Source organism: Streptomyces sp. NPDC048417, assembly GCF_040651615.1.
Classification (GTDB): Bacteria; Actinomycetota; Actinomycetes; order Streptomycetales; family Streptomycetaceae; genus Streptomyces.
This window is the reverse complement of sequence record NZ_JBEZKI010000049.1, coordinates 57,742-80,202: the sequence shown is the minus strand read 5'-3', so window position 1 is coordinate 80,202 and position 22,461 is coordinate 57,742. Positions and strand designations below refer to the sequence as shown.

Genomic DNA, 22,461 nt, shown 5'->3' with positions numbered 1-22,461 from the left:
TTTGTTAGTTATGTTTTTTTTTTCATATTTTCGCCTGCTCTTTCATATAATTTTTTTCGGTTGCCTAGTGGGCCCCGCCGGGCCCTTGCGCCCCCCGCCCCACTACCACTTTCGGGACCATTTCAGCTGGTATCGGCCGAAGAAACTTCCATGGGTGCGCTCACGCACGGCCATGGCCAGTGCACACTGTCACCGGCCGCGGCACTGGACAGCCACAGAAATCCCAGCAGTATGCGGCCGTCCCCTTCGGCCGCTACACGCCGTCCGGCATTTCCGGCGCACTCGCGTCGGCAATCAATTCGGCCATTTGAAACAAGTAGGCATCGCTTGACATCCGTCCGTGAATTCGAAGAATGTAAGAATGTTCCGAGATTTTATACACCTCGCGCCGCTTAACCTTTGAGATGCGCCCGTCGTAGGTGTTGATCCGACTGGAGAGTATCTCTCTCGCCTCAACATCACTCCCTTCAAGCTCCTCAATTATGGCGACCCGGTAAGTTTCGGCAGGATATCCATCTACAGGGCTGGCGAGAATGATCCATCGACTCATGTTAATTTGACCCTTTCGGTCTTTGCGTTCGGGCCGGAGAACTGCTTTCGGCGGCCGCCCCGTCGGTCTGCTTAGCATATTAAGTTCGCTCTTGCGTGAGGGTTCGCCGGACTGCTGGCGAACCCTTTCTGCTCTCTCGGAGGTTGTTAGTAACCCGAAAGTCACTCACGGCAGACGGCACTGCTCCACCACATCGCGATGGAGCAGACCGGCAGTGAATCACGCCCCGGCTTCTCCGCGCTCAGTGCTCGTAGCGCCCTGCCGTATCTCGCCTGTAGCGACTCACAGCCCTTTGCCTGGTCCACCTCGCGGCGTCTCCCGAAGGACCCGCCGTACAGTCTCCCAATCTCGTCCGAATCCTCGGAACGTCGCCGAAGGAGACGCAGCGGCCAGCAGTTCCGATGGTGTCTTACAGAGGTGACGGTAACGCGGTGGCGCAGGCGTGCCACAGGCATCGGCTTCGTCTCTCGGCATCAACGCCGAGCCGGACACGGCGGAAGGCATCGCCCGCTCCGTCATCGACTTCGCCGCGCAGTTCCTCACCGAGGACCACGAGGACATCGCCGACACCCTCCGTCAGCTGGAGGCCGTCGGAATAGGCCAGGCCCTCGATGCGTATCCCGCACCGGCCGGTGGCCAGCCGGTGCGCCTGTCCATCGTGTAGGCGCACCCGATGCGCGCCACCGCCGCACGGCGCACCGCATCGCCCATCGCGGTCCGTTCCACCGGCATCGCCGCACCCTGGGGGCCGGGTTGGGGGTCCAGGGCATGTCGGCGACGTGGAACGTGTACCGGTCGGTCGCGGACAGCGTGATCGTGGTGTCGCTGAGGCCGAACTGGACGCCGGTCAGGTTGACGAGGGTCTCGTCAGTGGAGGAGGCCGCCGCGACCCGGGCGCCGGCTGCGGCCAGGGTGGCGCCGTCGACCGTACCGCTCGCGGCGGAGATCGTCGGCAGGGTCGGGTAGTCGTCCAGCGGCAGGGTCGGCAGGAGGATGTGCGCGGTGCCGCAGGACAGGGCGAGGTCGGTGCCGTCCAGGGCCAGAGTGGTGGGTTTGCCCTTGGGGAAGGCCTTGACGATGTCGGTGAAGACGCGGCCGGGGACCAGGAGCGTGCCGGGCTCGGACACCTCGCAGTCCTCAGCCGCGCGGGCGGAGCGGTAGTGGTCGTACCCGGCCAGGGTCAGGGTGTTGTCGTCAACGGCTTCGATCCGCAGGCCGGCCATCACCGGGATGGGCGGGTTGCCGGGGACGGCGCGCAGCGCCCATTGGGCGGCGTCGGCGAGTTTGTCGGTGTCGATGGTGAGTTTCATCAGGGCCTTTTCGTCGTGGCTGCGGGGGCGTGAAAGGGCCTGGGCGGGCCGCCTCGAGGTGGAGGCGGCCCGCCCAGGCCGGTGTAGCTGATGTTCGGGACAGCGGGCGGCGGTCTACTGGTCGTTGTCGTCGATGCCGGTGACGGGGATGTCGCCGAACATGTCGTCCAGGGCGCGGGTGACCGCGAGCCGGTCCTCGGGCCGGGTCTCATCGAGGACGGCCCGGGTGACTTCGGTGAGGTCCAGGTCGTCGAAGTAGTCGGTGAGTTCGGCGATGGTCAGCGGGTCCAGGCTGATTGCGTCCTGCGGGGGCAGGCTGGCGAACATGGCGGTCATCGCGGTGACCGCGCGGGCGAGTTCGTGGGTGGTGGCCGGGGTGATGTCGATGATGTGGCCGTGGGTGAGGTCCAGGGCGTTGTCGTCGACGGGGCCGATGACGAGGCGTATTCCTGGCTGGTCTCCGTGCCCGTGCTGGTGGGGGAGCGCGGTGAGGGCTTCGGCCAGGGCCTGGACTGCTGCGGGCCGGCCGCTATGGTCTGCGGTCTCCGGTGCGTCCGGCTCAGCGTCGTCTTCTCCCGGCAGAGGCTGCTCCAGTTCCAGCGCCACCTCCCACAGGACCTCAAGGGTGTCGACGTCCAGCCGGATGTAGCCGTCGGCGGTCTCGGGGAGGGTGAGGTGGCCGGTGACGCGCAGCAGGTCACCGGTCTGGCACCTGAGCACCCTGTCCGCGAGGGCCGGGTCGCTGGTGGTGCACGGGATGATCGCTTCTTGTTCCTCGGTGCAGTCGTCGGGGGATGAGGTCAGCCGCCAGGCAGCCGTGCCGGGGCGGGTGCAGGAGACGACGCCGCGGTCCAGGTAGCCGGTGAGCGCGTACGGGATGGGTTCCATCAGCGTGCCGCCGTCCGGTGTGCGGTGCGGCGGGTGGCCTGCCTCTGCAGGGATCGGGGCAGGGAGCCGAGGGACTTGCGGTGCCGGGCGCGGGCGCGGGCCTGGTCGCGTCCGTCGGCGAGGCTGCACCCGTCGCACGGTTCGGTGCCGGCGGCCTCGTGGCAGCGGTGGCCTTCCACCGTGCCGTGCGGGGCGGTGATGTGGTGGGTGGCGGCGAGCGGGTACAGGGTGTCGGCGGTGACGCCGGTGCGCTGGGTGATGCTGCGTTCGCGGTAGCCCTCACGCAGCAGGACCAGTGCCACGGCCTGGCTGGCCGTGAGCAGGGTGAGCGTGACGGTGGCGTCGGGGGTCGCCATGGGGCGGGTCCTTCCAGAGTCCTGATGGTCCATGGGCGCGGGCCGTCGCGGCGACGGGATACGCGGGGAGGTCTGCGGGGCGGCGCAGTCCTGCGAGGGCGAGCCGGTGCGGGAGCTGGGCGCCGCGGCGGCCGTGGGGTGTCCGGGACGGGCCGCTTCCAGCAGCGCCGCCTTGATGTCCGGGGTACTCAGGTTGCGCAGCGCGCGCTGCTTCAAGATCTTGGCGGCCCACATGCTGCGGCCCATACGGCGGCCGATCTCATCGAACGGCAGGTCGTGCCAGTAGCGCAGCCACAGGCACTCCCACTGGTCGGGTGTCAGCCCGGCGAGGGCCTTGCGGAGCTCGGCGAGGACATCGGCCCGCACCATGTGCTCGGTGACGTGTTCGCCGATGTCACCGACGGCCTGGTCGTGGTCGCGCAGGTCTGCGGTCGGCCACTCCCGGCGGAACCGGGAGCTCCTGAAGTAGTCGAACAGCAGATTGCGGGCGATCGTGGCCAGCCAGGCCCCGAAGTCGCTGCCGCGCCAGGTGAACGCGCCGATGCGGGCCAGGGCTCGCACGAACACGTCGCCGGTCAGGTCCTCGCTCAGCTGCCGGTCGCCGGTACGGCGCAGCAGGTAGGCGTAGATCTGCGGCTGGTAGCGGGCGTACAGGACGCCGAACGCCTCGCGGTCGCCGCCGCGGGCCCGGTCGACGATGGCGGCCACCGGCTGCTCCGCCTCGGAGGCCGACCGCGTTGTCGTGTCGGTGATGGTCACGAGCCGACCCCCGCGTTCGCGTCGGCGAGCCGGCCGCGCAGGTGCGGGTTGGCGTCGCCGATCCTCCGCAGCAGCTTCGGCGTGGGCTTCCACAGTCGCTGGGCGCCGCGGGCCCCGATGGGCGTGGTCAGCGGCTGTACCCGGGCGAGCTCGAAATGGAAGCAGCCCTGCTGGGACCAGCGGGTGCACTCGCCGTCGTCGGCGTGGACGCCGACGAGGTCGGCGACGGCGACCACGGACCCGCGCACCAGCTCGTAGCCGTCGTCCAGCGTCTCCCGTACGGCGGCCAGGGCCAGGGCCTTCATGTCGACTTCGGCTCCGGCGTGGATGAGCAGGGTGCCGCGCCACTGTGTGGTCCACACCCGGTTCTCGATGCGCTTGGCGACCTGGTCGTCGACGAACGCGATCAGGTCCGACCAGGGCGGGCGGATGGTCAGGCACCGGATCGGGGTGAGGTCGTGGTCCGGGGCCGTCTGCGGCCGGCTGGAGACCGTGGCGAGCTTCTCGTAGTTGGTGCGCTGCTGCTGGGGGGTCAGCGGCAGCGATCCGGCCGGGGTGCGGGTGCGGAAGTATTCGCCGGTGGGGATGGCTTCGCGGGACAGCCGGGCCAGCAGGGCGGTGTCCGCGACGGGGGAGAGGGTCATCGCGGGTCCTCCGAGGCGAGAGGGTGGGCGGTGGTGCCCGTGCGCCCGAGGCGCCGGCCGTTGACCGTCGGCTCGTTGGCGTGCTTGTCGGTACCGATGCGGTACAGGCCGGTGCCCTCCCGCTTGTGCTCGTACATCGCGCCCTCCGCGCCGCGCAGCACGTAGGTGTAGTCACGCGAGTGCAGGTCGCTGGGGCTGGACATGCCGATGGACACCGCGACGTCGACCGCCTGGCCGTCGACGTCGACCGGCTGGTGAAGCACGTGGTGCAGCTGCTCCATGCGCCGGGCGCGATCGGACACCGGGCAGGTGAGGGCGGCGGCGAACTCGTCACCGTGCAGGCGCGCGGCGATGCCGTCGTCCCCGACCCACTGCTCCAGGCGTGAGGCGATGGCGATGATCAGGGCGTTACCGGCGTCGTGCCCGAGGGTGTCGTTGATGGCCTTGAAGCCGACCGCGTCCAGGAACACGAGCATCGTCTTGTCGCCGCAGCGGTTCAGGCGGCGGGTCGCGTGCTGGACGTAGCCGGGGCGGGCGTGCAGGCCGGTGAGCTGGTCGCGGCGGGCCGCCGCCAAACGCCGGCGCAGGGCGGCGGCATGAACGGCCCATCCGGTCAACGGGATCGCGGCCGTCGTCAGGTAGAGGGCACGCTGCCCGATCAGGGCGTGCGCGCGCAGGTGGGACGCCATACTGGTGTCCTCCATCTCGTCTCGTACGGGGTGGGTGGGCCCGGGGCAGCCGTCGAAGCCGCCAAGCACGTGCGGCTGTCCCGGGGCGGAGCTACTGGTCGAAGTCGCTGGAGTGGGGGTGCCTCCAGCTGGACGGGTCGTCCCACGGGCCGGCTGACGCGGCCATCCAGTCCGGCTCCCAGCCGGGCCGCACAGCACGTGCGCTCCAGCCCTCGGGCCGCTTGCGGGGGACTTCGAGTCCGGCCTGCTGCGCGGCGACGGCGTCGTTGTAGGCGCCGTGGGCGAGGCGTAGGGCCTCGCCGGTACTGTCCGCCGGGCCGGTGAAGACGTGCACCCCGCTCAGGGCGGGCCGGTCGGGGTTCCTGATCGGGACGTCGACCTCGTAGTAGGGCAGGGGCATGACGTCCAACTCCTCTCGCTGCTCGGGGTTGAGGGGCCACTGCGAACGCCCCGGCCCCAGCGGTTGCGGGGTCCGGGGCGGCACAGAGTGCGCTCAACGCAGGAGGTTCAGCGGGTGGTTTCGATGGCGTACCGCAGATGCGTGCGTGCTCGCGCCAGCCGATCGCGTCGCTCGCAGCCCGTGTAGGTCAGCGCGTCGGTGAGGTGGCCGACCGCGTAGTCCAGTTCCTCGCTGGCGCGCTGCAGGTGGTCGCGGTTCGCGACGCCGAAGACGTGCATGGCGCGCTCCACGAGGTCGATGAAGTCGGTCTCGGTGATACCGACCGGCGGTTCCTCACCGACGATCGCGGCGAGATCCGCGGTGAAGCAGAGCATCAGCGCGGCGAACGTGTCGTGGACGGTGGGCTGGGCAAGAGCGGTCACGAGGGCCTCCTTGGGAGTCGAGCTGGAGGGTGATGGGCCGCCAGGAGCCTGGCGGCCGTGTGAACGGTGCTGTTCAGTCGTCGTCCTCGTCGCCGTCGCCGACCATGTCGCGGTACTCCTGCGTCATGTCCCAGACGACGGGGGAGAGGAGCTTGTCGGCCTTGCGGAGGAACACGGTGCGCTCGGTGTCGTCCGTGGCGTCGTGGGCCTCGGCGAGGAAGGTCGCAGCGGTCTCCACGTCCTCGTGGCCGTTGATGCCGGCCATCGAGAAGTTGCGGGCCGCGGTGCCGAGCTGATCGGCGAGAGTGCCGATGTCGGTGGCCTGGTCCTTGTCCTCTGCGACGTAGGCGATGTCGGCGGCGTAGCAGCGGATGATGTCGTCGGCGGTGATCGCGGTGGTGGGCATGGAGGTTCTCCTACTCGGTGGCTCGGGCCGTCGCGTTCGACGGCGAAGGGTCGGACTGTGGGGTGGTCGTGCCGGGTACGGCCAGCGGCTGTGTGTCGCCTTCCGTGCGATGCAGCCGGTCGGCGAGGGCCAGGAACTCGAATCCGAGCTCCGGCGCGGACAGGATCGTGCGGAGGATCGAGACGAAGCCGTCGCGCTCGATGGTGTTCAGGCGGTCCCACACCGCATGCGCGTCGGTGTGGACGCCGACAGCCTGGAGGTAGGCCTCTTCCGTGGCGACGGTGGACTCGGCTCCGCACCGGCCGCACCGGTAGGTGGCCTGGTCCCAGCCGGAAGCGGCACCGGGGGTGAGCTTGGTGGTCATCCGTCGACCGCCTCCAGCGCCTGTGCGGCGTGGTCGTCGGCCTCCTGGTCGACGTCGTCGAAGCCGCCGTGGACGGTGCAGACGATGTCCTCGTGGTTGTCCGACTGGCCGGTGAGCGCCCGGTGCAGGCAGCTGATGCTCCAGGCCGGCACCCACGCGTAGCCGCCGCACTCGGGGTCAAACGGGCAGGGCACCATGACGTCGAAGCCGTAGTCGCCCTCGCCGTCGACGTCCGTGCGCAGTGCCAGGGTGAGAGAGAGCTGACCGAGGCGGATCTCGGCGACCCGGTCGCCGCCCGCGACGTCGGAGCCGTCCTTCCACTGCCACAGCGGCAGGATCTCGGGGCCGAAGATGCGGCGGACCAGGTGCAGGTCTCCCAGGCCAGCGGCGCCGTTCAGTCCGAGGTCGGCGTCGCGTGCCTGGCTCAGGCTCCGCAGGAACGGCTCCAGACGGTAGAGGTTCTCCGCGAACAGGACCTCGTTGAAGCCCTCCCCGCGCAGCGACTGGTGGGATTGGACCCTGGCCTTGTGCTGCGCGCGGACCGTGTCATCCGGGACGGTCCGGTTGTCCGGGCGCGGGATCTGCCGTGCCAGGCACACGTCCTCCGGCGTCGCCAGGACCACCGCGATGGCGGGCATGCTGTGGCGTTTGGCGGCGGCGACCAGCGGGGCCCGGGCTGCGCTGGACACGTTCGTCGCGTCGATGACTGTGTTGCGCCGGCGGGACATCCTGCGCTCCACGAGCAGGTGGAGAGCGTCGACGGCGTCGTCGCTGGCGTCCTGGCACCCCGGGTCGTCGCTCACCCAGCCGCGCAGGGTGTCCAGCGAGAGGACCTGGAAGTCGGGCCACGTGCTGGCAAGGACCGACTTACCGGCACCGGAGGCACCGATCAGCGCCTTCTCCGGCAGCTGCGGGTACAGCGGCGAGAGATCGGTCATGCGGATTCTCCTTGCGGGTGAAGGGACTTGGCTGCCCAGAGCAGGCGCATCCCGGTGTTGTCGGTGAGCAGTTCGGCGGCCTCGTGCAGCGGGCAGGAGGCGTCGCCGTCGCGGTCGGGTTCGATCTGCTCGGCTCGCCGCGCGGCGGCGGTGACCAGCTGCGCGAGGGCCGGGATGAGTCCGGCGGGCGGGTCGGTGTCCTCGATGAGCTCGCGCAGGATCGCGGCGAACTCCGCCTGGTCGACGTCGTCCGCTGTGAGGTCGTCCTCGATCTGCTGGAGGGCGAGCTGGGCGATGCCGACCGAGGCGCGTACGCGTTCCAGGCGGGTGCGGGTCACCGGCGGGAGCCGGGGCGGGTGGTGAGCCAGGTGGTGACGGCGGCGGCACCGACGCCGATCGCGCGGTGCAGGGCCGCGTCCAGCTCCATCCACGCGCTGCCCGGGCCGGTCAGCTCGGAGATGACCTGGTCCTTGTCGTCGACGCGGACGGCCTTGCAGTGTTCGATGTAGCCGGTCTTGCCGCTCTTGCGGGCGAGCCACATCAGTAAGGCGCCGCGGTCGATCGCGGCGTGCGTCCCGGCGTTGATGACCGTGCCGGCGAGCAGTGCCCCGGGGGTGACGCGGTAGCCGAACGCCCGGGTGACCGCGACGGTCGCGGCCACCTGTACGGCGGTGTAGGAGGCGACGTGGCAGGCCACCGCACGCCTGCCGAGCTGGCTTTCGGTCATGGTCGGGTGGGGGGAGTCCGGGTCGGCCGGGGAGCCGTCGGCGTGGACCAGGTCCTCGCCGTACAGGCGCTTTCGGGACGCCGACTTCGAGCCCTGCACCCAGTGGTCGCAGAACGGGTGCAGTTCACCGAACGTGGCCAGCAGGGTGGCGAACAGCGCCAGGCGCTCGGTGGTGAGGGGCAGACGGGGCATGCTGGTGTTCTCCTGATCTCGCAGTGGGTGATGGGGAGTTGGGGCGGCTGGCGCGGTTCGAGCGCGCCAGCCGCCCCTTTCGTGCTGTCACGGCCGGACGTCGCTCCAGGCGCGCAGACGGTGCTGGCTGTCGCAGTCGAGGTCGTCGCCGTGGTGCGGGAAGCGGCCTTCGGTGGCGCGCAGCTCGGTGAGGACCTGCAGCAGGTCCTCCTCGCCGTCCAGGACGGTGTCGATGTAGCCGCGTCCGCAGGTGCAGGGCGCGATGAGGGTGAGGACGCCGTGCTCGCGGTCTCCGTCGCTGGAGTGGTGCAGCCACAGGCCGCCGTCCAGGTAGGCGACGGCGCACGGCTGGAGTCCGGCCCCGGCCAGGGCGGGCCGGCCGCTCCAGTCCTCTGCGTGCAAGACCTTGCCGAGGGTGTCGGGGTAGAAGTTCCAGATGTGGTCCAGGGCGGCGGTTTCGGCGTCGTCACGCTGTTCGTCGTCGCCCACCGTGCCGATCTCGCGGGCGATGTCGAAGAGGAGGGCGAGTGGCGAGTCCGCGCCGACGGCGACGGTGGGCGGGGTGAGGGTCTCGGTCATGTGCAGTTCCTTCGGGGTTCCGGAGCGACCGGGCTGTCCGGTCCTCCGCACTGCCCCGGCCAGCGCTTGTCGCTGGTCGGGACGGCACGGGGATCCGTCAGAACGGGGGTTCATCGGGCCAGGGGTCCCGTCGCGGCAGGAGCCGGAGAGTCCGTGTCGGCCGGTCCCAGCACCAGCACAGTTCGCCGCCCGGGTAGAGACCCTCGCTCCACCAGCCGCCCTCGCCCCGGCAGTCGGGGCAGTCCGGCCGGGGCCGGGGAGAAAGCCGGATCTCGTGCCGGTTGGCGACCACTTCCCAGGAGCCGGCCTTGAGTGCGACGGAGGCCGCCGTGACCGTGAGCGGAACGGCGGCCGCGAGCAGCAGGGCTGTTCGGGTGCGCACTGAATCAGCTCCGGTCATCGGGATGGCGGAGGATGTGCAGAACCAAGGCCCCGCTGTACTCGCAGCGGCTGGCGTGCAGCACGTCGGGCTCGGCGGCGGCCAGGAGCTCCAGCTCGGTCTCGATCCAGGTGCGGGTGCGCTGGAGGGTCAGGCGCCCCAGGTCGAAGTCGCAGAGGTGGAAGGTGACGTCCTCCTTCCGGCTGCGGCTGCCGTGCACCCACTTGTGAAGCAGGTCGCGGGCGTCGTTGTCGTCCGGGCGAGGGAGCAGCGGGCGGGCCAGTGCCCGGCACGTGGAAGCGTGCTCGTTGGCGACCTTCGCCGCGTCGGCCAGCGAGTAGAGGGAGCGGTAGGCGCTCCGGCCGTTGCTCATGGTCTGGTAGTGGCAGCCCAGGCAGGCGACCGCGCAGGAGGAACCGTTCGCGTCGGTGGTGTACACGAGGACGACGGCCAGGACCTGGTTGTGGTAGCGCTCGGCGACCATGACGCCGTCGGGCGCCCAGTTCTCCGGCCACGGCTCCGGCTCGGGGGCCGACGGTTCGGCGATCGTGCTGCGGTTGCGGGTGAACAGGCGGAACATGGGGGCTCTCCTTCAGGACTGGTCGTTGGTCAGGCGGCGAGCCGGTGTATGTCCGGGGCCGGGATCATGACGGTGTCGGGGCTGGGCTCGAAGCCCTTTTCGCAGGCGTCGCATCGGCCCTGGGTGCGCAGCGGGAGGCACGCGTAGTACCGCCTGCGGCACTCGGGGCACGTCTGCCTCGCCGCCATCGCCCGATCCAGGGCCATCTCCTGGGCGAGGGTGGGTGTCCGTTTCGGAACCGCCAGTTCGATGCGGTAGAACCAGGCCTTTCGCAGCCCGTTGCGCCACGTGAGTCCCGCTATGGGCTCCTGGCCTCCGGGGCTCAAGCCCAGCGCGCGCAACTGGCGGCGGGTCACGAGTCCCGTCTCGGGTATGGGCCCGGTCCCGCGTAACGCTGCGAACACCGCGACAGCACCCGGGGCTTGAAGGAAGCCGTACTCCGGGAAGCTGCCGTCGTCGTAGAGGTCGACCAGGTCGTCTTCGTTCGGGCGGTCCATCACGCCCTCCAGGCGCCGGGCAGCCTGGCGGGGCACTGCGGGTAGCGAAGACCGGGGCGAAGGGGCCAGGGCCGGCCGATCCGGCGGCGCGGTCGGGGGATGAGCACGGGCGGGTCCTCCAGACGTCAGTGGGCAGCAAGCAGCACGCCCCGCCGACGCGGCATGCATCGGCGGGGCGCGGGGTGGTGCTGGCGGCCGGTCGGCCTGTCCGGTCCTCGCCCACCGCGCCGGGGCGGGTGGACAAGGACCAGGCCGGAACGACCGGAGCTCGGGCGAAGGTCAGCCGCGGGCGGGGCCGGTCGGCTGGGTGCTGCTCGCCCACGGGTCGGCTGGGTCATTGCGGCGCAGGCCGGTGAGGAAATCGAGCACGACCCACATCTGTTCGCCGGCGGTCCCGTACTCGGGGGCGACGATCGAGAGGTACGTGCCGGTGCTGACCTCGAGGTAGAGGTCGCGGTCCAGGCCAGGCCACTGAATGGCCATGTCCGCGCGGCTGATTCGTCCGCCGAACGCGGTGACGGCCTCGCCGTCGCGGGTGGTGACGACGACGGGCTGCTCCTGGGCACCGCCACCGGGACGGTAGTCGTTGATCCGGACGATCAACCCAGCGGCGTACGCGACGTCGACCAGGCGGTGGAACAGCTTCGGGTCGGTGACCACCAGCTCGACTGCGGCACGCTGCTCCCACCACAGGCCGTCCGCACCGGTGCCGACAAGTCCGGGCTGCGAGCAGGTCGTGACGTATCCGGCCCGGCACAGGGCGGCGAGGGTGGGCACCAGGTGCGCGGTCTCATCGTCGGGGCCGTACCGCGGCTGGTAGCCGGGGCGGGAAGCAATCTTCCCCTCCAACCAGAGGGCCATCAGCTCCCCGAGGTCGCTGATGGTCCGGGCGGACCGCCAGCGGCGCCGGTCGGAGCGGCTCATCCACGGGACTTTGAGTTCCACGGCTGTCACCGCCCGGTCGTCGTGGCCGACGGGCTCGGGGCGGGGGTGGCGGGCTGGCCGTCCGCGTTGGCGTGAGAGCCGAGGACGATCGCGAGGACGGCCGCGGCGGCCAGCGCGAGGCGCTTCAGTAGCGGCATCTTCGGCTTGGCCGGGGCGGTGGGCTGCGCGGGGATGAACCAGCCCTGCACCGGCTTCGGGGTCTGGGTGTTGGTCGGCATGGCGATCTCCTTGCGGGCGGTGGGGACAGGGACGGTGGTGCGTGTGGCCGGACGGCCTGTCCGGTCCTCGCCCGCGCGGGGCGGGCGAGAGCCAGGCAGGGCGACGGGTCAGCGCTTCTGGAGCGGGTGCACGTTGTCCGGGGTGTCGTCGGCGGCCGGGGCGGCCGGGGCCGGGAGGTGGATGTGGGGCTCGATCTGGTGACCGGCGTTATGGATGTGGGTGAAGAACGCCGGGCGCAGGGTCAGGCCGCGCAGCGCGAACGCGGAGGCGACGGTCCACGCGAGGACGGCGAGCCCGGTGGCGATGGTGCGGCCGTCGGCGGGAGCTGCGCTGTAGACCATGGCGATGCTGGCCGCGCCCCACGCGGTCCAGGTCAGGCGGACGCCGCTGCTGCGGAAGAACCCGCCGACCAGGCCGAAGAGTCCGACGATCTGCCAGACGGTGTAGACGGTGGAGGCGCTGATCGGCAGCGATGCGGAGTGGGCCGCGATGTACGAGCGGATCGGCTGGTCGACCACGGCGAAGACGCCGGTGGATGTGTCGGCGCCGACCGGGACGCGCGGCACGGCGGTCAGCAGGCGGTGCAGCGTGTCGGCCAGGACATCGGTCGCGCCGTCCAGGAGGATGAGGACCGCGCAGATCCCGGCGAGTCCGAACGCCGTCTTCACCCAGTTCGCCATGCCGTGCCAGCCGAGTTCGGGGGCGCGGCGCAGGTCCTCCCAGCGGTCGTGCAGGAAGCCGCCTTCGTCCCAGGCGTCGTCCCACCACTCGCGCAGGGCCTCCAGCCGCGGCTCCTTGTCTTCGAGGTCTTCGAGCGAGGGCACGGACGGGGCCTCGGGGATGTCGAGGGCCTGGCCGTGGTCGGCGGGCGGGGACTCCTGGCGCTGGCCGGGGATGTGCGGGGTGCGGTCGGTATGGTCAGCCACGGTCGGCATCTCCTTCGAGGGCGGTGACGCTGCGTACGGGATGGGAATGTCTCTGTCGCCGGGGCCTGGTGGTGCGACAGGCTGGGGCGAGGCCAGGGAGCAGCAAGGGGGCGCGATGGCAGTCGAGTTCGATTCGGTGATCGCCGACGGGGTGATCTATCCGGCGTTCACGGACGACGACGGCGTGCTGTGGATCGATGACGAAGAGGACTTCGAGGTGGTCGTCGACCACGCGGTCGTTGACGGCGTGATCTATGAGGCGGAGGTCGATGAGTACGGCCGCCTGCTGATCTACCTGGACGACGACGACTGATCGCGCGGGCTGCCCGGGGCGGCCTGCGCCGCACTCGACTCCCGGCCGTGCGGGCGGGGTTCGAGTACGACGCAGGGTGCCGGGATCAGCTGTGGATGTCGTTGCGGGTGCGGGCGAAGAACATGCCGCGCGTGGTGCTGTGGTTGTTGATCTCGGTCTTCTGTATGACCGGGCCCTCGTAGATGTTCTTGGTGACGGCGGAGCGGGCGCGGCTGATCGCACCGCCGATCGCGGTGGCGGCCATGGCGAGGCCGGCGAACGGCAGGGTGACCATCAAGACGCCGGTCAGGGTGACCGAGGCGAGGCCCTGCAGAACCAGCCAGGCGCCGCAGCCGATGCCGGTGACCCCGGCTCCGACGCCGATGGAGGCGACGGCGATCCCGGCCGCCCAGGCGGGCACGATCCGGCGGTCGTCCTGATGGACGGGCGGGGTGTTGCCGTAGGCGGGCACGGGGGAGTCGTCGCGGAACGACGTCGGGAAGTGGCGGACCGGCGGCTCGGGCCGGAAGTTCTCTTCGATGATCCGCTTGGCTTCGGCGGCGGCCTCAGAGTCGGACATCGGGCGGCCGTCGGTGGAGTGGAAGTCCATCGTGCTGTCTCCGTTCGGTACGGGCGCGCCCTCCCTGCCGTGGCGGCGGGGAGGGCGCGAGGGGTGGGGAGCGGGGCGGGTTATCCCAGGCTGCTGATCCATCCGGCGACGCTGCTGATTCCGCTGTTGATGGCGGGCGCGACGCCGGTGGAGGCGAGGGTGAAGCCGAACAGGACGGCGGCGAGCGCGGGCCACAGCCGCAGGTAGCCGGTGCGCAGCAGGACGACGACGATGATTCCGGCGAAGACGACCAGGGAGACGGTCAGCGCCACAGCGGTGAACTCCTTCGGGAAGGCCGGCGGCCGGGCCGGGCGGGGCCGGTTTCCCCAACTTGGGAAACCGGCCCTCGTGTGTCCCAGCGCAAGGCCGGGCCCGGCCGGGCGGCGGGGGGAGGTGGGTCAGTTCCTGATCGCGGTCAGGGTGTTGCGGACGCTGCCGAGCTTGACCTCGCGGCCGCCGTCGGCGTTGACCAGCTCCAGGATCTGGAGCGCGTCCAGCGGGTCGTCGTGCGCGTCCAAGACGGCCTGGATGCGGTCGCGCAGCGTGCGGGCGCGGGGCTTGGGCGGCGAGGCCGGGACCGGGGAGGCGGCCGTCTTGGCGCCGCCGCCCTTCTTCTTGCCCCCGCCGCCTTCGCCGTCCTCGTCTTCCTCGGGCTCGGGGAAGACGGCCCGGTACGCCTCCATGCCGTCCAGGCGCTGGCAGTAGGCGTCCCCGATGAGGTCCCAGGCAGCTTCCTCGATCTCGGGCGGGGCGCCGGGGCCGTACAGGTCCAGGATCATCGGGTCCAGGCCCTCGGTGGGGACCGGGGAGCCGATGTTCCAAAACCGCATCTTGGACGTCGGGTAACGGCCGTTGACGTTGTACGCGGTGCCCTGGGTGCCGGGCCGATCGTCGTCGGTGTGTTCCTCGTCGAACTGCGAGACGAGGTCGACTTCGCCCGCGTACTTCGGGATCGGGGCGAGGACCTGACCGGCGGGCAGCAGGCCGTCGGTCACCAGCTGCTTCATCATCGAGCTGGTCCAGCGGAGCAGGATGACCTCGCCCTCCTTGAGCATCGCCCTCAACGTGTCCGAGCCGCCCATCTCCTCGAGGTGGCCGGCCTGAGCGAACAGGCCGATGCCGACCCCGAGGGAGCGGCCGGTGCGGCCGATGTCCTTGATGTAGAACGTCGCTTCGTCCCGGTAGGGCGCGCCCTTCTCCAGGAGGCGGTTGGCCTCGTCCACGATCTGGTAGATCAGCGGGTCGGGCCTGCCGCGCAGGAACTTGGAGCGTCCCAGGCGGGCGTAGCGCTCCTGGCGGTCCATCATGGTCAGCCACGTCGTGCGCAGCTGCGCCATCGTGCCTTCCTGCGTGGTGACCCGCCAGGCGACGTTGCCGTCCGCGCCGGGCCCGGTCTGCCCGTAAGCCTCGGGCGCGGACTGGCCGCCCTTGAGGTCGGCGTACAGCACGGCGATCCCGGAGCGCTTCATCGCGGCGAGGACGATCTGCCCGGCCGTGGACTTGCCCGCGCCGGTCGTGCCGAACAGCAGCAGGCGCTGCGCGGAGCCGGAGGCCGGGTCGTACAGGCGCAGCAGGGAGGGCCGGCCGTTGTGGTAGCGGCCGATCCACACGCGCCCGCGTTCGTCCATGACCAGCATCTGCGGGTCGGTGAGGATGACGCGGGCGAGCGGGTCGTTGGGGTAGATGGTGACCAGGGCCTTGTCGCCCATGACGCTGGTCTCCACCGCGAGCCGGTTGACGTCTTTGATGCGCAGGGCGTTGGCGAGCTTCATCGGGTGGTACGTGATGATGTCGCCGGCCTCCACCGCTTCCACGGTCAGCTCGTAGATCTTGCTCATGCGGGGAGCTCCTTGGTCTCCTCGTCGGGGATGTCGACGGTGCGGATCGCGGTGATGACGGTGGAGGGCATGCCCTTGGGGGCGATGAGCTTCTCCCAGGCCGTGTAGATGTCCAGGGCCTCTTCGGGGGCCTGGCCGACGGTGAGGCGCCGGACCCCGGCACCCTGCTTGGGCACGGGGGTGATGGCGATGTCGTCCTCGGGCCAGTTGATGGCCGCGGACAGCTCAAGCAGGTCGATCTTCGGGACCGGCTTGCCGGGGAGGGTGGAGCGGATGACGGCGGTCATCGACTCCTCACCGGTGCGTTCGATCTGCTCCAGCACGGTGTTCGGGGCGGCGCCGCCCTCGATGGCGACGTGCTGCGCCCAGTAGGCGGCCATCGGGTGCTGCGGCCCGGCCTGGTCGGTGTCGGCGGCCAGGAGCACTTGGGTCTGCTCGATGGCCTCGGGGGTCAGCGACTTCTCGCGGCCGACCAGGACGCGGGCCAGGCGGGCCGGGCGCACGTACAGCACCGCGGCGCTCCAGCCCGCGTCGGCGAGCAGCTGCCAGTACCAGTCGATGCCGGGCACGATGCGCTGCGCGGTGAGCAGTACGGCCATCGACGCCGACGGGGCCAGGTACAGGCCCATGGCGGTGTTGCCCGCGGCGTTGCGCGGCAGGGTCAGCGACCACAGGGCGCCCCATCCGGCGCAGCCGAGGGCGGTCAGCACGGAGGGGCCGTAGAAGTCGTGGGTGAAGGTTCCGGTGGCGAGCGCGCCGGTGCCGGCCACGGTGGCGACGCGGCCGAAGGCGTTGCGGGCCAGGGCGAAGCGGCCGCGCAGGGGTCCGAGGCGGATCATCGGTGGGCTCTCCTTGTCAGGGCATGGGGAAGGGCGGCGAACCCGGCTGGGGTTCGCCGCCCTTCGTGCGGTGCGGGGTGAGGGGTGGTCAGCGGTTGCTGTAGAAGGTGCGGTCGGCCATCTCGATGCCGTCGGGCATGTTGTTGGCGGCGTCCGCGACCGCGCCGTAGTCGGCGATGTGCCCGTCGGCGGTCTCGTGGAAGAGCGAGGACATTTCCTCGCACTCCACCGCCATGGCTTCCGCCTCTTCCTTGCAGGACCGCATCACGGTCGCCGCCTCGCGGTGCTCGTTGACGGTGGACTGGTCGACGGCCTTGGACGCGGCGAGGTCGGAGAGCTTGTCGACCGAGTCGGCGCAGTCCTCCACGTACTTGAAGGTGGAGCGGACCTGGTTGGACAGGCCCGCCATGGTGGCGCTGGCGGCGGTCAGCTGCGCGACGACGATGCCGAAGCGGACCGCGCCGACGATGACGGAGCCGGTCTTCTGGAGGGCGCCGCCGATGACGGGAACGAGGTCGGACACGTTGGTTTCTCCTATTCGACGTGGTAGTCGCGCTCAGCCGGGGCGGCGTGCCCGGCGTCGCGGACGGCGTCGGCGAGCGGCTTGTGGCGGCGCTCCGCGTTCTCGCCGGCGGTGCGGATGGCCTCAGAGGCGGCGGGCAGCTTCTCCGCCAGGGCCTCCGCCTTGGCCTTCACGCTGACGGCCTTCTCAGCGAGGATCAGCACCCAGCCCTCCAGGACGCCGGGCACCTTGAGTTCGACGATCTTCGTGTGGAGGGCCTCCAGCCGCGTCATCATCTTGTCGCAGCCCTCAGCCGCGGCGTTGGCCTCGTCGACGCCCGCCATGATCTCCTCCGCCATGTCGGCGTCGGACTCGATGACGTCGTAGATCGTCAGGTCGCTGTCCGCGTACTGGGTGCTCGGTGCCTTCGTCGGGACGGGCACGGTCACTGCGGTTCCTCCTGTCCTTGATGCGGGAATGGCCCCGGCGGGGATACCGGCCCTTCGGCGCGCCTCACGCTGGCGTGCCTCCCAGACCTTGCCGCCGGCCTGCTCGACGGTGATCGTCGTGCCTTCGGCGTAGCCCCAGCCCGGGGGCGGGCCGAACCCTCCGCCCGGTGCAGCACCCGGCCCCGGCACGGCGCCGGAGCTGGAGGGGTCGGGAGCCGGGCGGCCTGAGCGGCGTGCGCTCGCCCGTTCCCACCAGCCGCGGCGGGAACGGCGCTTGTCGCCCTTCGACTTGGGGCCCGTGCCGGTCGGCCCGGTCGTGCTCGTGCCGCCCGTGGGAGCGGCGGCCGGGCCCGAGCCGGGCTTGCGCGGCTTGGTGAGCTTGACCTTCTTGCGGAGGTTCACCTTCGGAGCCGTGCCGCCGGTACCGGCCGCCCCGCCCGCGCCGGGCTTCGGCTTGGGCTTCTTCGTGAGGCTGACCTTCGGCGTCGCCGCACCCGAGCTGCCCGTGCCGGACGTCGGCTTGGGCTTCTTGACCAGGCTGACCTTCGGTGTCCCCGAGGCGATCCCGGCCGGGGTGGCCTTCTTGTTCTTCTTGCCCTTCTTCTTGGGGACCGTGGTCAGGACCGGCGGGTCCAGCCGCTTGCGGCGCTTCTTCAACCGCCGCGCCGACTCCTTCGCGATGGCCGCCGGCAGCGTGACCCGGCCCTTGCCCTTGCGCTTGGGACCGGGGCCGCCGCTGCCCGGCTTCCCCGCGCCCTTCTTGCCCTTGCCCTTGCGGACCGTGGTCAGGACGGGCGGGGACAGCCGCTTGCGGCGCCGCTTCAGCCGGCGCTCCGACGCCTTCGACACAGCCTCCGGCAGCGTGACCCGGCCCTTGCTGCCCGAACCCGCCCCGGACGTCTTGGACTTCGTGCCCGACGTCGGAGTCTTCGACCCGGGCCCGCGGCCCGACTTCGACCCCGAGGAGGGTGTGGTGCCGCCGCCCGAGCCCGACTTGCCGGTGCCGAGGGTGCCGGTGCCGTTCTTCGGCCGGGGACCGTTGCGGACCCGGTCGGCGGCACGGTCGCGTACGGCACCGGAGAGGCTGCCGGAGTTGGTCTTCGTGCCGTTCGTCGGGGTCTTTCGGCCCCCGTTCCCGTTGTTTCCGCCGCCCTTTGTCCCGGAGGACTCCAGGGCGCCCCTACGGCCCCCGCCGCCGCCTCCGCGCCCGCCAGTGCCCAGCGATGGCGTTCGGCCGCCAGAGCCGCCGCCAGGCGTCTTGGTGGGCGTCTTGGACCCGGAGCCGCCCGACGGCTTGGTACCGCCGGAGGAGCGGAATGTGCTGGGCGGGGAATTCTTTCCGGAGTTTGTCCGGCCGCCTCCGCCACCCGATGTGCGAGTGCTGCGCCCGAATTCCGGACCGGCCTGCAAACGGCCTTTCTGACGGGCCGCCTCAACACCGATCGCGGCTTTATCGGCCGCCGCCCTCCGCTGATCTGCAATTGCCCGGTGGTGTTCGTGGCGGGCTTTCAGATAAGAGGCTGCATTCCATGCGCCGCGCATTGCGGCGACGGTAATACCGGCCATCATCACCACCGACATGGCGGCGACTCCCTGCCCTTCCGGGCTGTCCGGCATTCCCGGATCCGCGTGTGCGGTCGTCGTACTCCCGCCGCCACTGACGTCGGAATTGCCCGCCACCAGCAGGGAGGGCGGGGGCGCCAGGTCGGGCAGGTCGGGCAGGCTGGGGGCCGCGGCCCCGGGCGGCGGCGGGCCGCTGCCCACCGGACCCGGGATCGTCAGCCCGCCGGGGAAGCCGTAGACGGTCCCCCCGGCGTCGTCGTCGGCCATCGGCCGTCTCCTTCGATACTCAGGGTCACGAATCGGAGGGATCTCACGCGCGCGTATGGGCGCGCGTGTCGGGACCCCCGGATTCACGGAGTGAAGCGGTGATGATGAGCAGTGATGAGCGCGGAGCGTTACGAGCCGGGCCGCCGGCCCTGCCGCTCCGTCGTCCAGCGCTGGAGCAGCAGGACCAGGTCGGCCCACGCCCTGTCGTCGTCGCCCGCCAGGAGGCGGGCCAGGTCCCACAGCGCGGTCGCCCGCGCCTTGTTCGTCGTGGTCTCCGCCAGGCGCTTGTCCCAGCGGGCGACCTGACCCTTGGAAAGCTGAGCAGCCACTTATCAGGCCCTCTTTTCCAGGAAGTCCAGGAACGTGTGGTCGCCGCCTTCCGTGCCGGTCTTCTTCGCGACGCCCTTTCCGTCGCCGGTCGGCTCGGTCAGGGCACTCGAAAGGCCGTTGAGCTGCCCGGCGGTGTTGACCGCACGGGCGGTGTTCAGGCCCTTCTTCCTGGCCTTATCCAGCTCCTTCTTCTCCGCCTTCTTCTCACGCTTGATCGGCAGCTCGACATAACGCCGCTGGTATTCGGCGTCGAGCTTTCCGGCGTGATTCACGGCGTCCCGAAGGTCGCTTTCGAGCTGCGCCAGCGGACGCGACGCGAGAAAGGCCCGGATACGGGCCTCGAAGGGCTTGTCCCCGTCGAACTTGATGTTCTCCAGGTCGGCCCGGTACTCGCGCAGCAGCGCCCTGACCTCGTCGGCCATCTGCCGCAACCGCTCGCGCTGCTGGGCGCCGTAGAGGGCGGTGCCGCCGGGCTTCATCAGGTGGTCCGAGGTCCACCGGTTGTTGTTCTCGGGCATGGCAGAAGACCTCCAGGTCTCGGGGGTAGGGAGGGGAGGGGGTTGATGGGTCCGTGTCCCCGAGGCGTGCGTGCGGGGCCGGGGTCGTGCTCGGTACGGGCTGATCGGCCGCGCCCCGCTCGGGGCGGGCGCGGGCGAGCGGCCTGCCGGCCGTGGCCGTCACCGGTCCGCGCTCACGCTCGGGAGCGTGGGCGCGGACCGGGGGCGACCATGAGCGGCAGGGGTTCTGCCAGGGGTGAGCGCGTCGACGCTCACCGGGCGCTCACCTACGCGCCCGGGGTGGCCTCTTCGACCTGAGCGCGCAGGCGCTGTGCGGTCGGGCGGGAGACCGGGGTGTCGGACAGGCCCGCGTCGGTGAGCGCGTCGCGGATCTCCGTCCACTCGGGTCGGCGCCCGAGCTCGGTGTAGAGCAGACGGATACGAGCGTGGCGGCGCTCGGTAAGCGCCTCCGTCTCGCTGCGCGTACGAGCGTTCTCCGCTCGCTGAGCGTCCGTCTCCTCCGTGATGCGCTCACCGTCGTGAGCGCCGGAGGTGAGCGCCGGGCGCTCACGCTCGCCGCGCGTCTCGCCCGAGGCGAGCGCGCTCGCGTCGGGGCGAGCGTGCTCGCTCTCCTCCACCCGTTCGATGGTGAGCGCGTCCTCGGGGGTGAGCGTGTCGGCGAGCGCGGCGGGCGCGGAGCCGAGCTTGAGCGCCATCCGCTGCTCCAGCGGAGCCTTGCTCCGCCACCGCCACCCGTACTCCTCCTTGAGCTGCGCTCGCAGGTACGTCTGCTCCTGGAGGCGGGTGAGCGCCTCCTCGTAGGAGGTGATCTCCCACAGGATCATCCGGCGGCGAAGGCGGGCGGTGGGGATCGGGGCGAGGATCCAGCGCGAGCGCCGCACCGTCTCCATCCGCACCTTGCCGGTGACCGCGCCGATCCGCGTCGCGTAGACGTGGGAGGCGATCTCCGAGAACACGACCCACAGCAGCGTGAGGGCGGCGTGCCCGAGGCGCCCCGACGCGGAGGCCGAGGCGTTCCAGTTCAGGTACACGGTCACCGCCGTCAGCGCGCGGGGCACCCAGCGGATCCAGCGCAGCTCCATGCCCATGCGGATCAGGACCAGGCTGGCGCCGGTGAAGGCCGGGATGGCGACGTCGATGCCGACCGGCAGCAGCCACGGCCACTCCCATCCCCACCCCGTCGCCTTGGTCTCCAGCGCGGTGTAGGAGGACAGCAGACCGAGGGTGGAGACGACCGCGGCCGCCAGGACGATCCCGGCGACCAGGACCAGCTCCTGCCCGGACAGCGGCGGGACACCGCCAGCGGGACGGGCGTCGTTGCGGGCCCTGCGCCGCGCGGCACGGGACTCGGTCCGGATCTCCCGGCGCCGGGCCCGCTGCACGGTGCGCTCCGCCGCCGCCTCGAGGACCCGGTCCGCCTCGGCTCGGGCCTGGGCGGCGGCGGCCTGGTCGGCCGTGGCCTTGGCCGCCGCCTCCCGGGCCGTCTTCGCGTCGGCTTCGGCCTGCTCGCGCAGCCGGACGACATCCTTGTCGACCGCCGCCCGCAGTTCCTCAGCGGAGGTGCGGGCGTCGTCCAGGGCGCGGTCGGCGTCGGCACGAAGGCCGGCGGCCATCTTCTCCGCCCCGGCCCGCACCTGCGCGGCCTGGTCGTCCGCGCTCTCGCGCATCCGGTCGGCCTCGCCCCGCGCCCGCTCCAGGAGCTGTTCGGCGTCGGTGGCGGCGCGGGTACGGGTCTCGGCTGCGGTGCGCTCCGCCGCCGCCAGCAGCTCGGTGCGCTTCGTCTCCGCGTCGGCGAGGACCTGCGCGGCCTCCGCCTGCACCGTGTCGGCCTGCGCGGCCGCCGCGGTGGTGACTTCCTGCGCCTGGTGGCGCGCGTCGGCGAGCAGCTGCTCGGCAGCCTCCTTGGCGGCGGCGAGGACCTGGTCGGCCTCGCCGGACGCCGTCGCCGTGACGGTGTCGGCCTCCGCGCGCGCGTCGGCGAGCAGCTGCTTGGCCTTCGCGTCGGCGTCGGCCAGGACCTGGTCGGCGTCGGCGACCGCGGCGGTCGCGGCGTCCGTGCGGACCCGGTCGGCGTCGGTCTGCGCGTCGGCCAGGACGCGGGCCCGCTCGGTGGTGGCCGCCTCGGTGATCGAGACGGCCTCCGAGCGGGCGCCGTCCAGGAGTTCAGCGGCGCGCTCCTGGCCGTCGGCGAGGATGCGCGCGGCGTCGTCGGCGGCCAGGTCCCGGAGGTCGGCAGCGCGGTCGGCGGCGTCGGCCAGGAAGGGGTCAGCCTCCGGGTGCACCAGCGGCACCGTCTCCTCGGGGGCGGCGGCCTGGGCGGGGATGGCGGCCGGAGCCGCCGGCGCCTTGGCGCGCCCGCCGCTGCGGGGCTTCGCGGCCGGGGCGGGCTTCCGCCTGCGCCGGGTGGTGGTGTTGGCCACGGGGGTGTCCTCTCTTACTCCGGCGCCTCGTGCAAGAGGCCACCGCGGGTCGGCGTCGGTCGG

The 22,461-nt window shown here is 71.3% G+C and carries 30 protein-coding genes; 1 reads left to right on the top strand and 29 read right to left on the bottom strand.

The genetic code is table 11. The features are described from left to right. Positions 1 to 253: 253 nt before the first annotated feature. The 20 genes from AB0D59_RS47590 to AB0D59_RS47495 form a co-directional block, all read right to left on the bottom strand. Positions 254 to 550 (bottom strand): hypothetical protein, encoded by a 297-nt coding sequence (locus AB0D59_RS47590; protein ID WP_362578278.1) that lies wholly within the window; start codon positions 548 to 550, stop codon positions 254 to 256. Positions 551 to 1,089: 539 nt separating this feature from the next. After that, entirely contained in the window at positions 1,090 to 1,860 is a 771-nt protein-coding gene (locus tag AB0D59_RS47585) for a DNA polymerase III subunit beta (protein ID WP_362578275.1), read from the bottom strand. Between the two features lie 114 nt (positions 1,861 to 1,974). Beyond that, on the bottom strand, positions 1,975 to 2,748 hold the full coding sequence (locus tag AB0D59_RS47580) for a hypothetical protein (RefSeq protein WP_362578272.1): 774 nt from the start codon (positions 2,746 to 2,748) through the stop codon (positions 1,975 to 1,977). Continuing rightward, positions 2,748 to 3,863: a sigma-70 family RNA polymerase sigma factor gene (locus AB0D59_RS47575; protein ID WP_362578269.1), complete on the bottom strand. Its 1,116-nt coding sequence runs from the start codon at positions 3,861 to 3,863 to the stop codon at positions 2,748 to 2,750. Before AB0D59_RS47575 ends, AB0D59_RS47580 begins: the two co-directional genes overlap by 1 nt. Next, positions 3,860 to 4,507 carry a hypothetical protein gene (locus AB0D59_RS47570; protein ID WP_362578266.1) on the bottom strand — a complete coding sequence of 216 codons (648 nt, stop codon included), beginning with the start codon at positions 4,505 to 4,507 and terminating at the stop codon, positions 3,860 to 3,862. The genes AB0D59_RS47575 and AB0D59_RS47570 overlap by 4 nt, the downstream gene beginning before the upstream one ends. Next, positions 4,504 to 5,211 carry a GGDEF domain-containing protein gene (locus AB0D59_RS47565; RefSeq protein ID WP_362578263.1) on the bottom strand — a complete coding sequence of 236 codons (708 nt, stop codon included), beginning with the start codon at positions 5,209 to 5,211 and terminating at the stop codon, positions 4,504 to 4,506. Before AB0D59_RS47565 ends, AB0D59_RS47570 begins: the two co-directional genes overlap by 4 nt. A 76-nt stretch (positions 5,212 to 5,287) precedes the next feature. Continuing rightward, the gene (locus tag AB0D59_RS47560; RefSeq protein ID WP_362578260.1) at positions 5,288 to 5,596 is read right to left on the bottom strand and encodes a hypothetical protein; all 309 of its coding nucleotides are present in this window, start codon (positions 5,594 to 5,596) and stop codon (positions 5,288 to 5,290) included. Positions 5,597 to 5,703: 107 nt separating this feature from the next. Beyond that, positions 5,704 to 6,018: a hypothetical protein gene (locus tag AB0D59_RS47555; protein WP_362578257.1), complete on the bottom strand. Its 315-nt coding sequence runs from the start codon at positions 6,016 to 6,018 to the stop codon at positions 5,704 to 5,706. 73 nt (positions 6,019 to 6,091) lie between these two features. Then, positions 6,092 to 6,424 carry a hypothetical protein gene (locus tag AB0D59_RS47550; protein WP_362578254.1) on the bottom strand — a complete coding sequence of 111 codons (333 nt, stop codon included), beginning with the start codon at positions 6,422 to 6,424 and terminating at the stop codon, positions 6,092 to 6,094. 10 nt (positions 6,425 to 6,434) lie between these two features. Then, entirely contained in the window at positions 6,435 to 6,788 is a 354-nt protein-coding gene (locus tag AB0D59_RS47545; protein WP_362578251.1) for a hypothetical protein, read from the bottom strand. Further along, a complete protein-coding gene (locus tag AB0D59_RS47540; RefSeq protein ID WP_362578248.1) occupies positions 6,785 to 7,726 on the bottom strand; it encodes an ATP-binding protein in 942 nt (313 codons plus the stop codon). Before AB0D59_RS47540 ends, AB0D59_RS47545 begins: the two co-directional genes overlap by 4 nt. Beyond that, positions 7,723 to 8,064 carry a hypothetical protein gene (locus AB0D59_RS47535; RefSeq protein ID WP_362578245.1) on the bottom strand — a complete coding sequence of 114 codons (342 nt, stop codon included), beginning with the start codon at positions 8,062 to 8,064 and terminating at the stop codon, positions 7,723 to 7,725. Before AB0D59_RS47535 ends, AB0D59_RS47540 begins: the two co-directional genes overlap by 4 nt. Beyond that, complete coding sequence (locus AB0D59_RS47530) at positions 8,061 to 8,645, bottom strand: hypothetical protein (RefSeq protein WP_362578242.1); 585 nt, start codon at positions 8,643 to 8,645, stop codon at positions 8,061 to 8,063. The genes AB0D59_RS47535 and AB0D59_RS47530 overlap by 4 nt, the downstream gene beginning before the upstream one ends. Before the next feature lie 87 nt (positions 8,646 to 8,732). Further along, the gene (locus tag AB0D59_RS47525; RefSeq protein ID WP_362578239.1) at positions 8,733 to 9,224 is read right to left on the bottom strand and encodes a hypothetical protein; all 492 of its coding nucleotides are present in this window, start codon (positions 9,222 to 9,224) and stop codon (positions 8,733 to 8,735) included. A 97-nt stretch (positions 9,225 to 9,321) separates the two neighbouring features. Then, a complete protein-coding gene (locus AB0D59_RS47520) occupies positions 9,322 to 9,606 on the bottom strand; it encodes a hypothetical protein (protein ID WP_362578237.1) in 285 nt (94 codons plus the stop codon). A 4-nt stretch (positions 9,607 to 9,610) separates the two neighbouring features. Further along, positions 9,611 to 10,183: a hypothetical protein gene (locus AB0D59_RS47515; protein WP_362578234.1), complete on the bottom strand. Its 573-nt coding sequence runs from the start codon at positions 10,181 to 10,183 to the stop codon at positions 9,611 to 9,613. Between the two features lie 29 nt (positions 10,184 to 10,212). After that, entirely contained in the window at positions 10,213 to 10,680 is a 468-nt protein-coding gene (locus tag AB0D59_RS47510) for an RRQRL motif-containing zinc-binding protein (protein WP_362578231.1), read from the bottom strand. A 279-nt stretch (positions 10,681 to 10,959) separates the two neighbouring features. Continuing rightward, positions 10,960 to 11,604: a hypothetical protein gene (locus AB0D59_RS47505; RefSeq protein ID WP_362578228.1), complete on the bottom strand. Its 645-nt coding sequence runs from the start codon at positions 11,602 to 11,604 to the stop codon at positions 10,960 to 10,962. A gap of 26 nt (positions 11,605 to 11,630) precedes the next feature. Further along, a complete protein-coding gene (locus tag AB0D59_RS47500) occupies positions 11,631 to 11,843 on the bottom strand; it encodes a hypothetical protein (RefSeq protein WP_362578225.1) in 213 nt (70 codons plus the stop codon). A gap of 108 nt (positions 11,844 to 11,951) precedes the next feature. Beyond that, positions 11,952 to 12,770 (bottom strand): hypothetical protein, encoded by an 819-nt coding sequence (locus tag AB0D59_RS47495; protein ID WP_362578222.1) that lies wholly within the window; start codon positions 12,768 to 12,770, stop codon positions 11,952 to 11,954. 115 nt (positions 12,771 to 12,885) lie between these two features. Between AB0D59_RS47495 and AB0D59_RS47490 the strand changes: the two genes are divergently transcribed. Further along, the gene (locus AB0D59_RS47490; protein ID WP_362578219.1) at positions 12,886 to 13,083 is read left to right on the top strand and encodes a hypothetical protein; all 198 of its coding nucleotides are present in this window, start codon (positions 12,886 to 12,888) and stop codon (positions 13,081 to 13,083) included. A gap of 85 nt (positions 13,084 to 13,168) precedes the next feature. Here the strand turns inward: AB0D59_RS47490 and AB0D59_RS47485 are convergent, their stop codons facing one another. The 9 genes from AB0D59_RS47485 to AB0D59_RS47445 all read right to left on the bottom strand — a co-directional run bounded on the left by AB0D59_RS47485 (position 13,169) and on the right by AB0D59_RS47445 (position 22,398). Continuing rightward, entirely contained in the window at positions 13,169 to 13,672 is a 504-nt protein-coding gene (locus AB0D59_RS47485) for a hypothetical protein (protein WP_362578217.1), read from the bottom strand. Between the two features lie 80 nt (positions 13,673 to 13,752). Beyond that, entirely contained in the window at positions 13,753 to 13,944 is a 192-nt protein-coding gene (locus tag AB0D59_RS47480; RefSeq protein ID WP_362578214.1) for a hypothetical protein, read from the bottom strand. Between the two features lie 126 nt (positions 13,945 to 14,070). Further along, complete coding sequence (locus tag AB0D59_RS47475) at positions 14,071 to 15,510, bottom strand: transfer protein (RefSeq protein WP_362578212.1); 1,440 nt, start codon at positions 15,508 to 15,510, stop codon at positions 14,071 to 14,073. Beyond that, positions 15,507 to 16,349: a hypothetical protein gene (locus AB0D59_RS47470; protein ID WP_362578210.1), complete on the bottom strand. Its 843-nt coding sequence runs from the start codon at positions 16,347 to 16,349 to the stop codon at positions 15,507 to 15,509. The genes AB0D59_RS47475 and AB0D59_RS47470 overlap by 4 nt, the downstream gene beginning before the upstream one ends. A gap of 88 nt (positions 16,350 to 16,437) precedes the next feature. After that, positions 16,438 to 16,872, bottom strand: a complete 435-nt coding sequence (locus AB0D59_RS47465) for a hypothetical protein (protein WP_362578207.1) — start codon at positions 16,870 to 16,872, stop codon at positions 16,438 to 16,440. Positions 16,873 to 16,883: 11 nt separating this feature from the next. After that, positions 16,884 to 19,130, bottom strand: a complete 2,247-nt coding sequence (locus tag AB0D59_RS47460; RefSeq protein WP_362578204.1) for a hypothetical protein — start codon at positions 19,128 to 19,130, stop codon at positions 16,884 to 16,886. 128 nt (positions 19,131 to 19,258) lie between these two features. After that, positions 19,259 to 19,459: a hypothetical protein gene (locus AB0D59_RS47455; protein WP_362578201.1), complete on the bottom strand. Its 201-nt coding sequence runs from the start codon at positions 19,457 to 19,459 to the stop codon at positions 19,259 to 19,261. Positions 19,460 to 19,462: 3 nt separating this feature from the next. Further along, positions 19,463 to 19,978, bottom strand: coding sequence for a hypothetical protein (locus tag AB0D59_RS47450; protein WP_362578198.1), 516 nt, complete (start codon positions 19,976 to 19,978; stop codon positions 19,463 to 19,465). Positions 19,979 to 20,244: 266 nt separating this feature from the next. Beyond that, positions 20,245 to 22,398, bottom strand: a complete 2,154-nt coding sequence (locus AB0D59_RS47445) for a DUF2637 domain-containing protein (RefSeq protein ID WP_362578197.1) — start codon at positions 22,396 to 22,398, stop codon at positions 20,245 to 20,247. Positions 22,399 to 22,461: the final 63 nt, after the last annotated feature.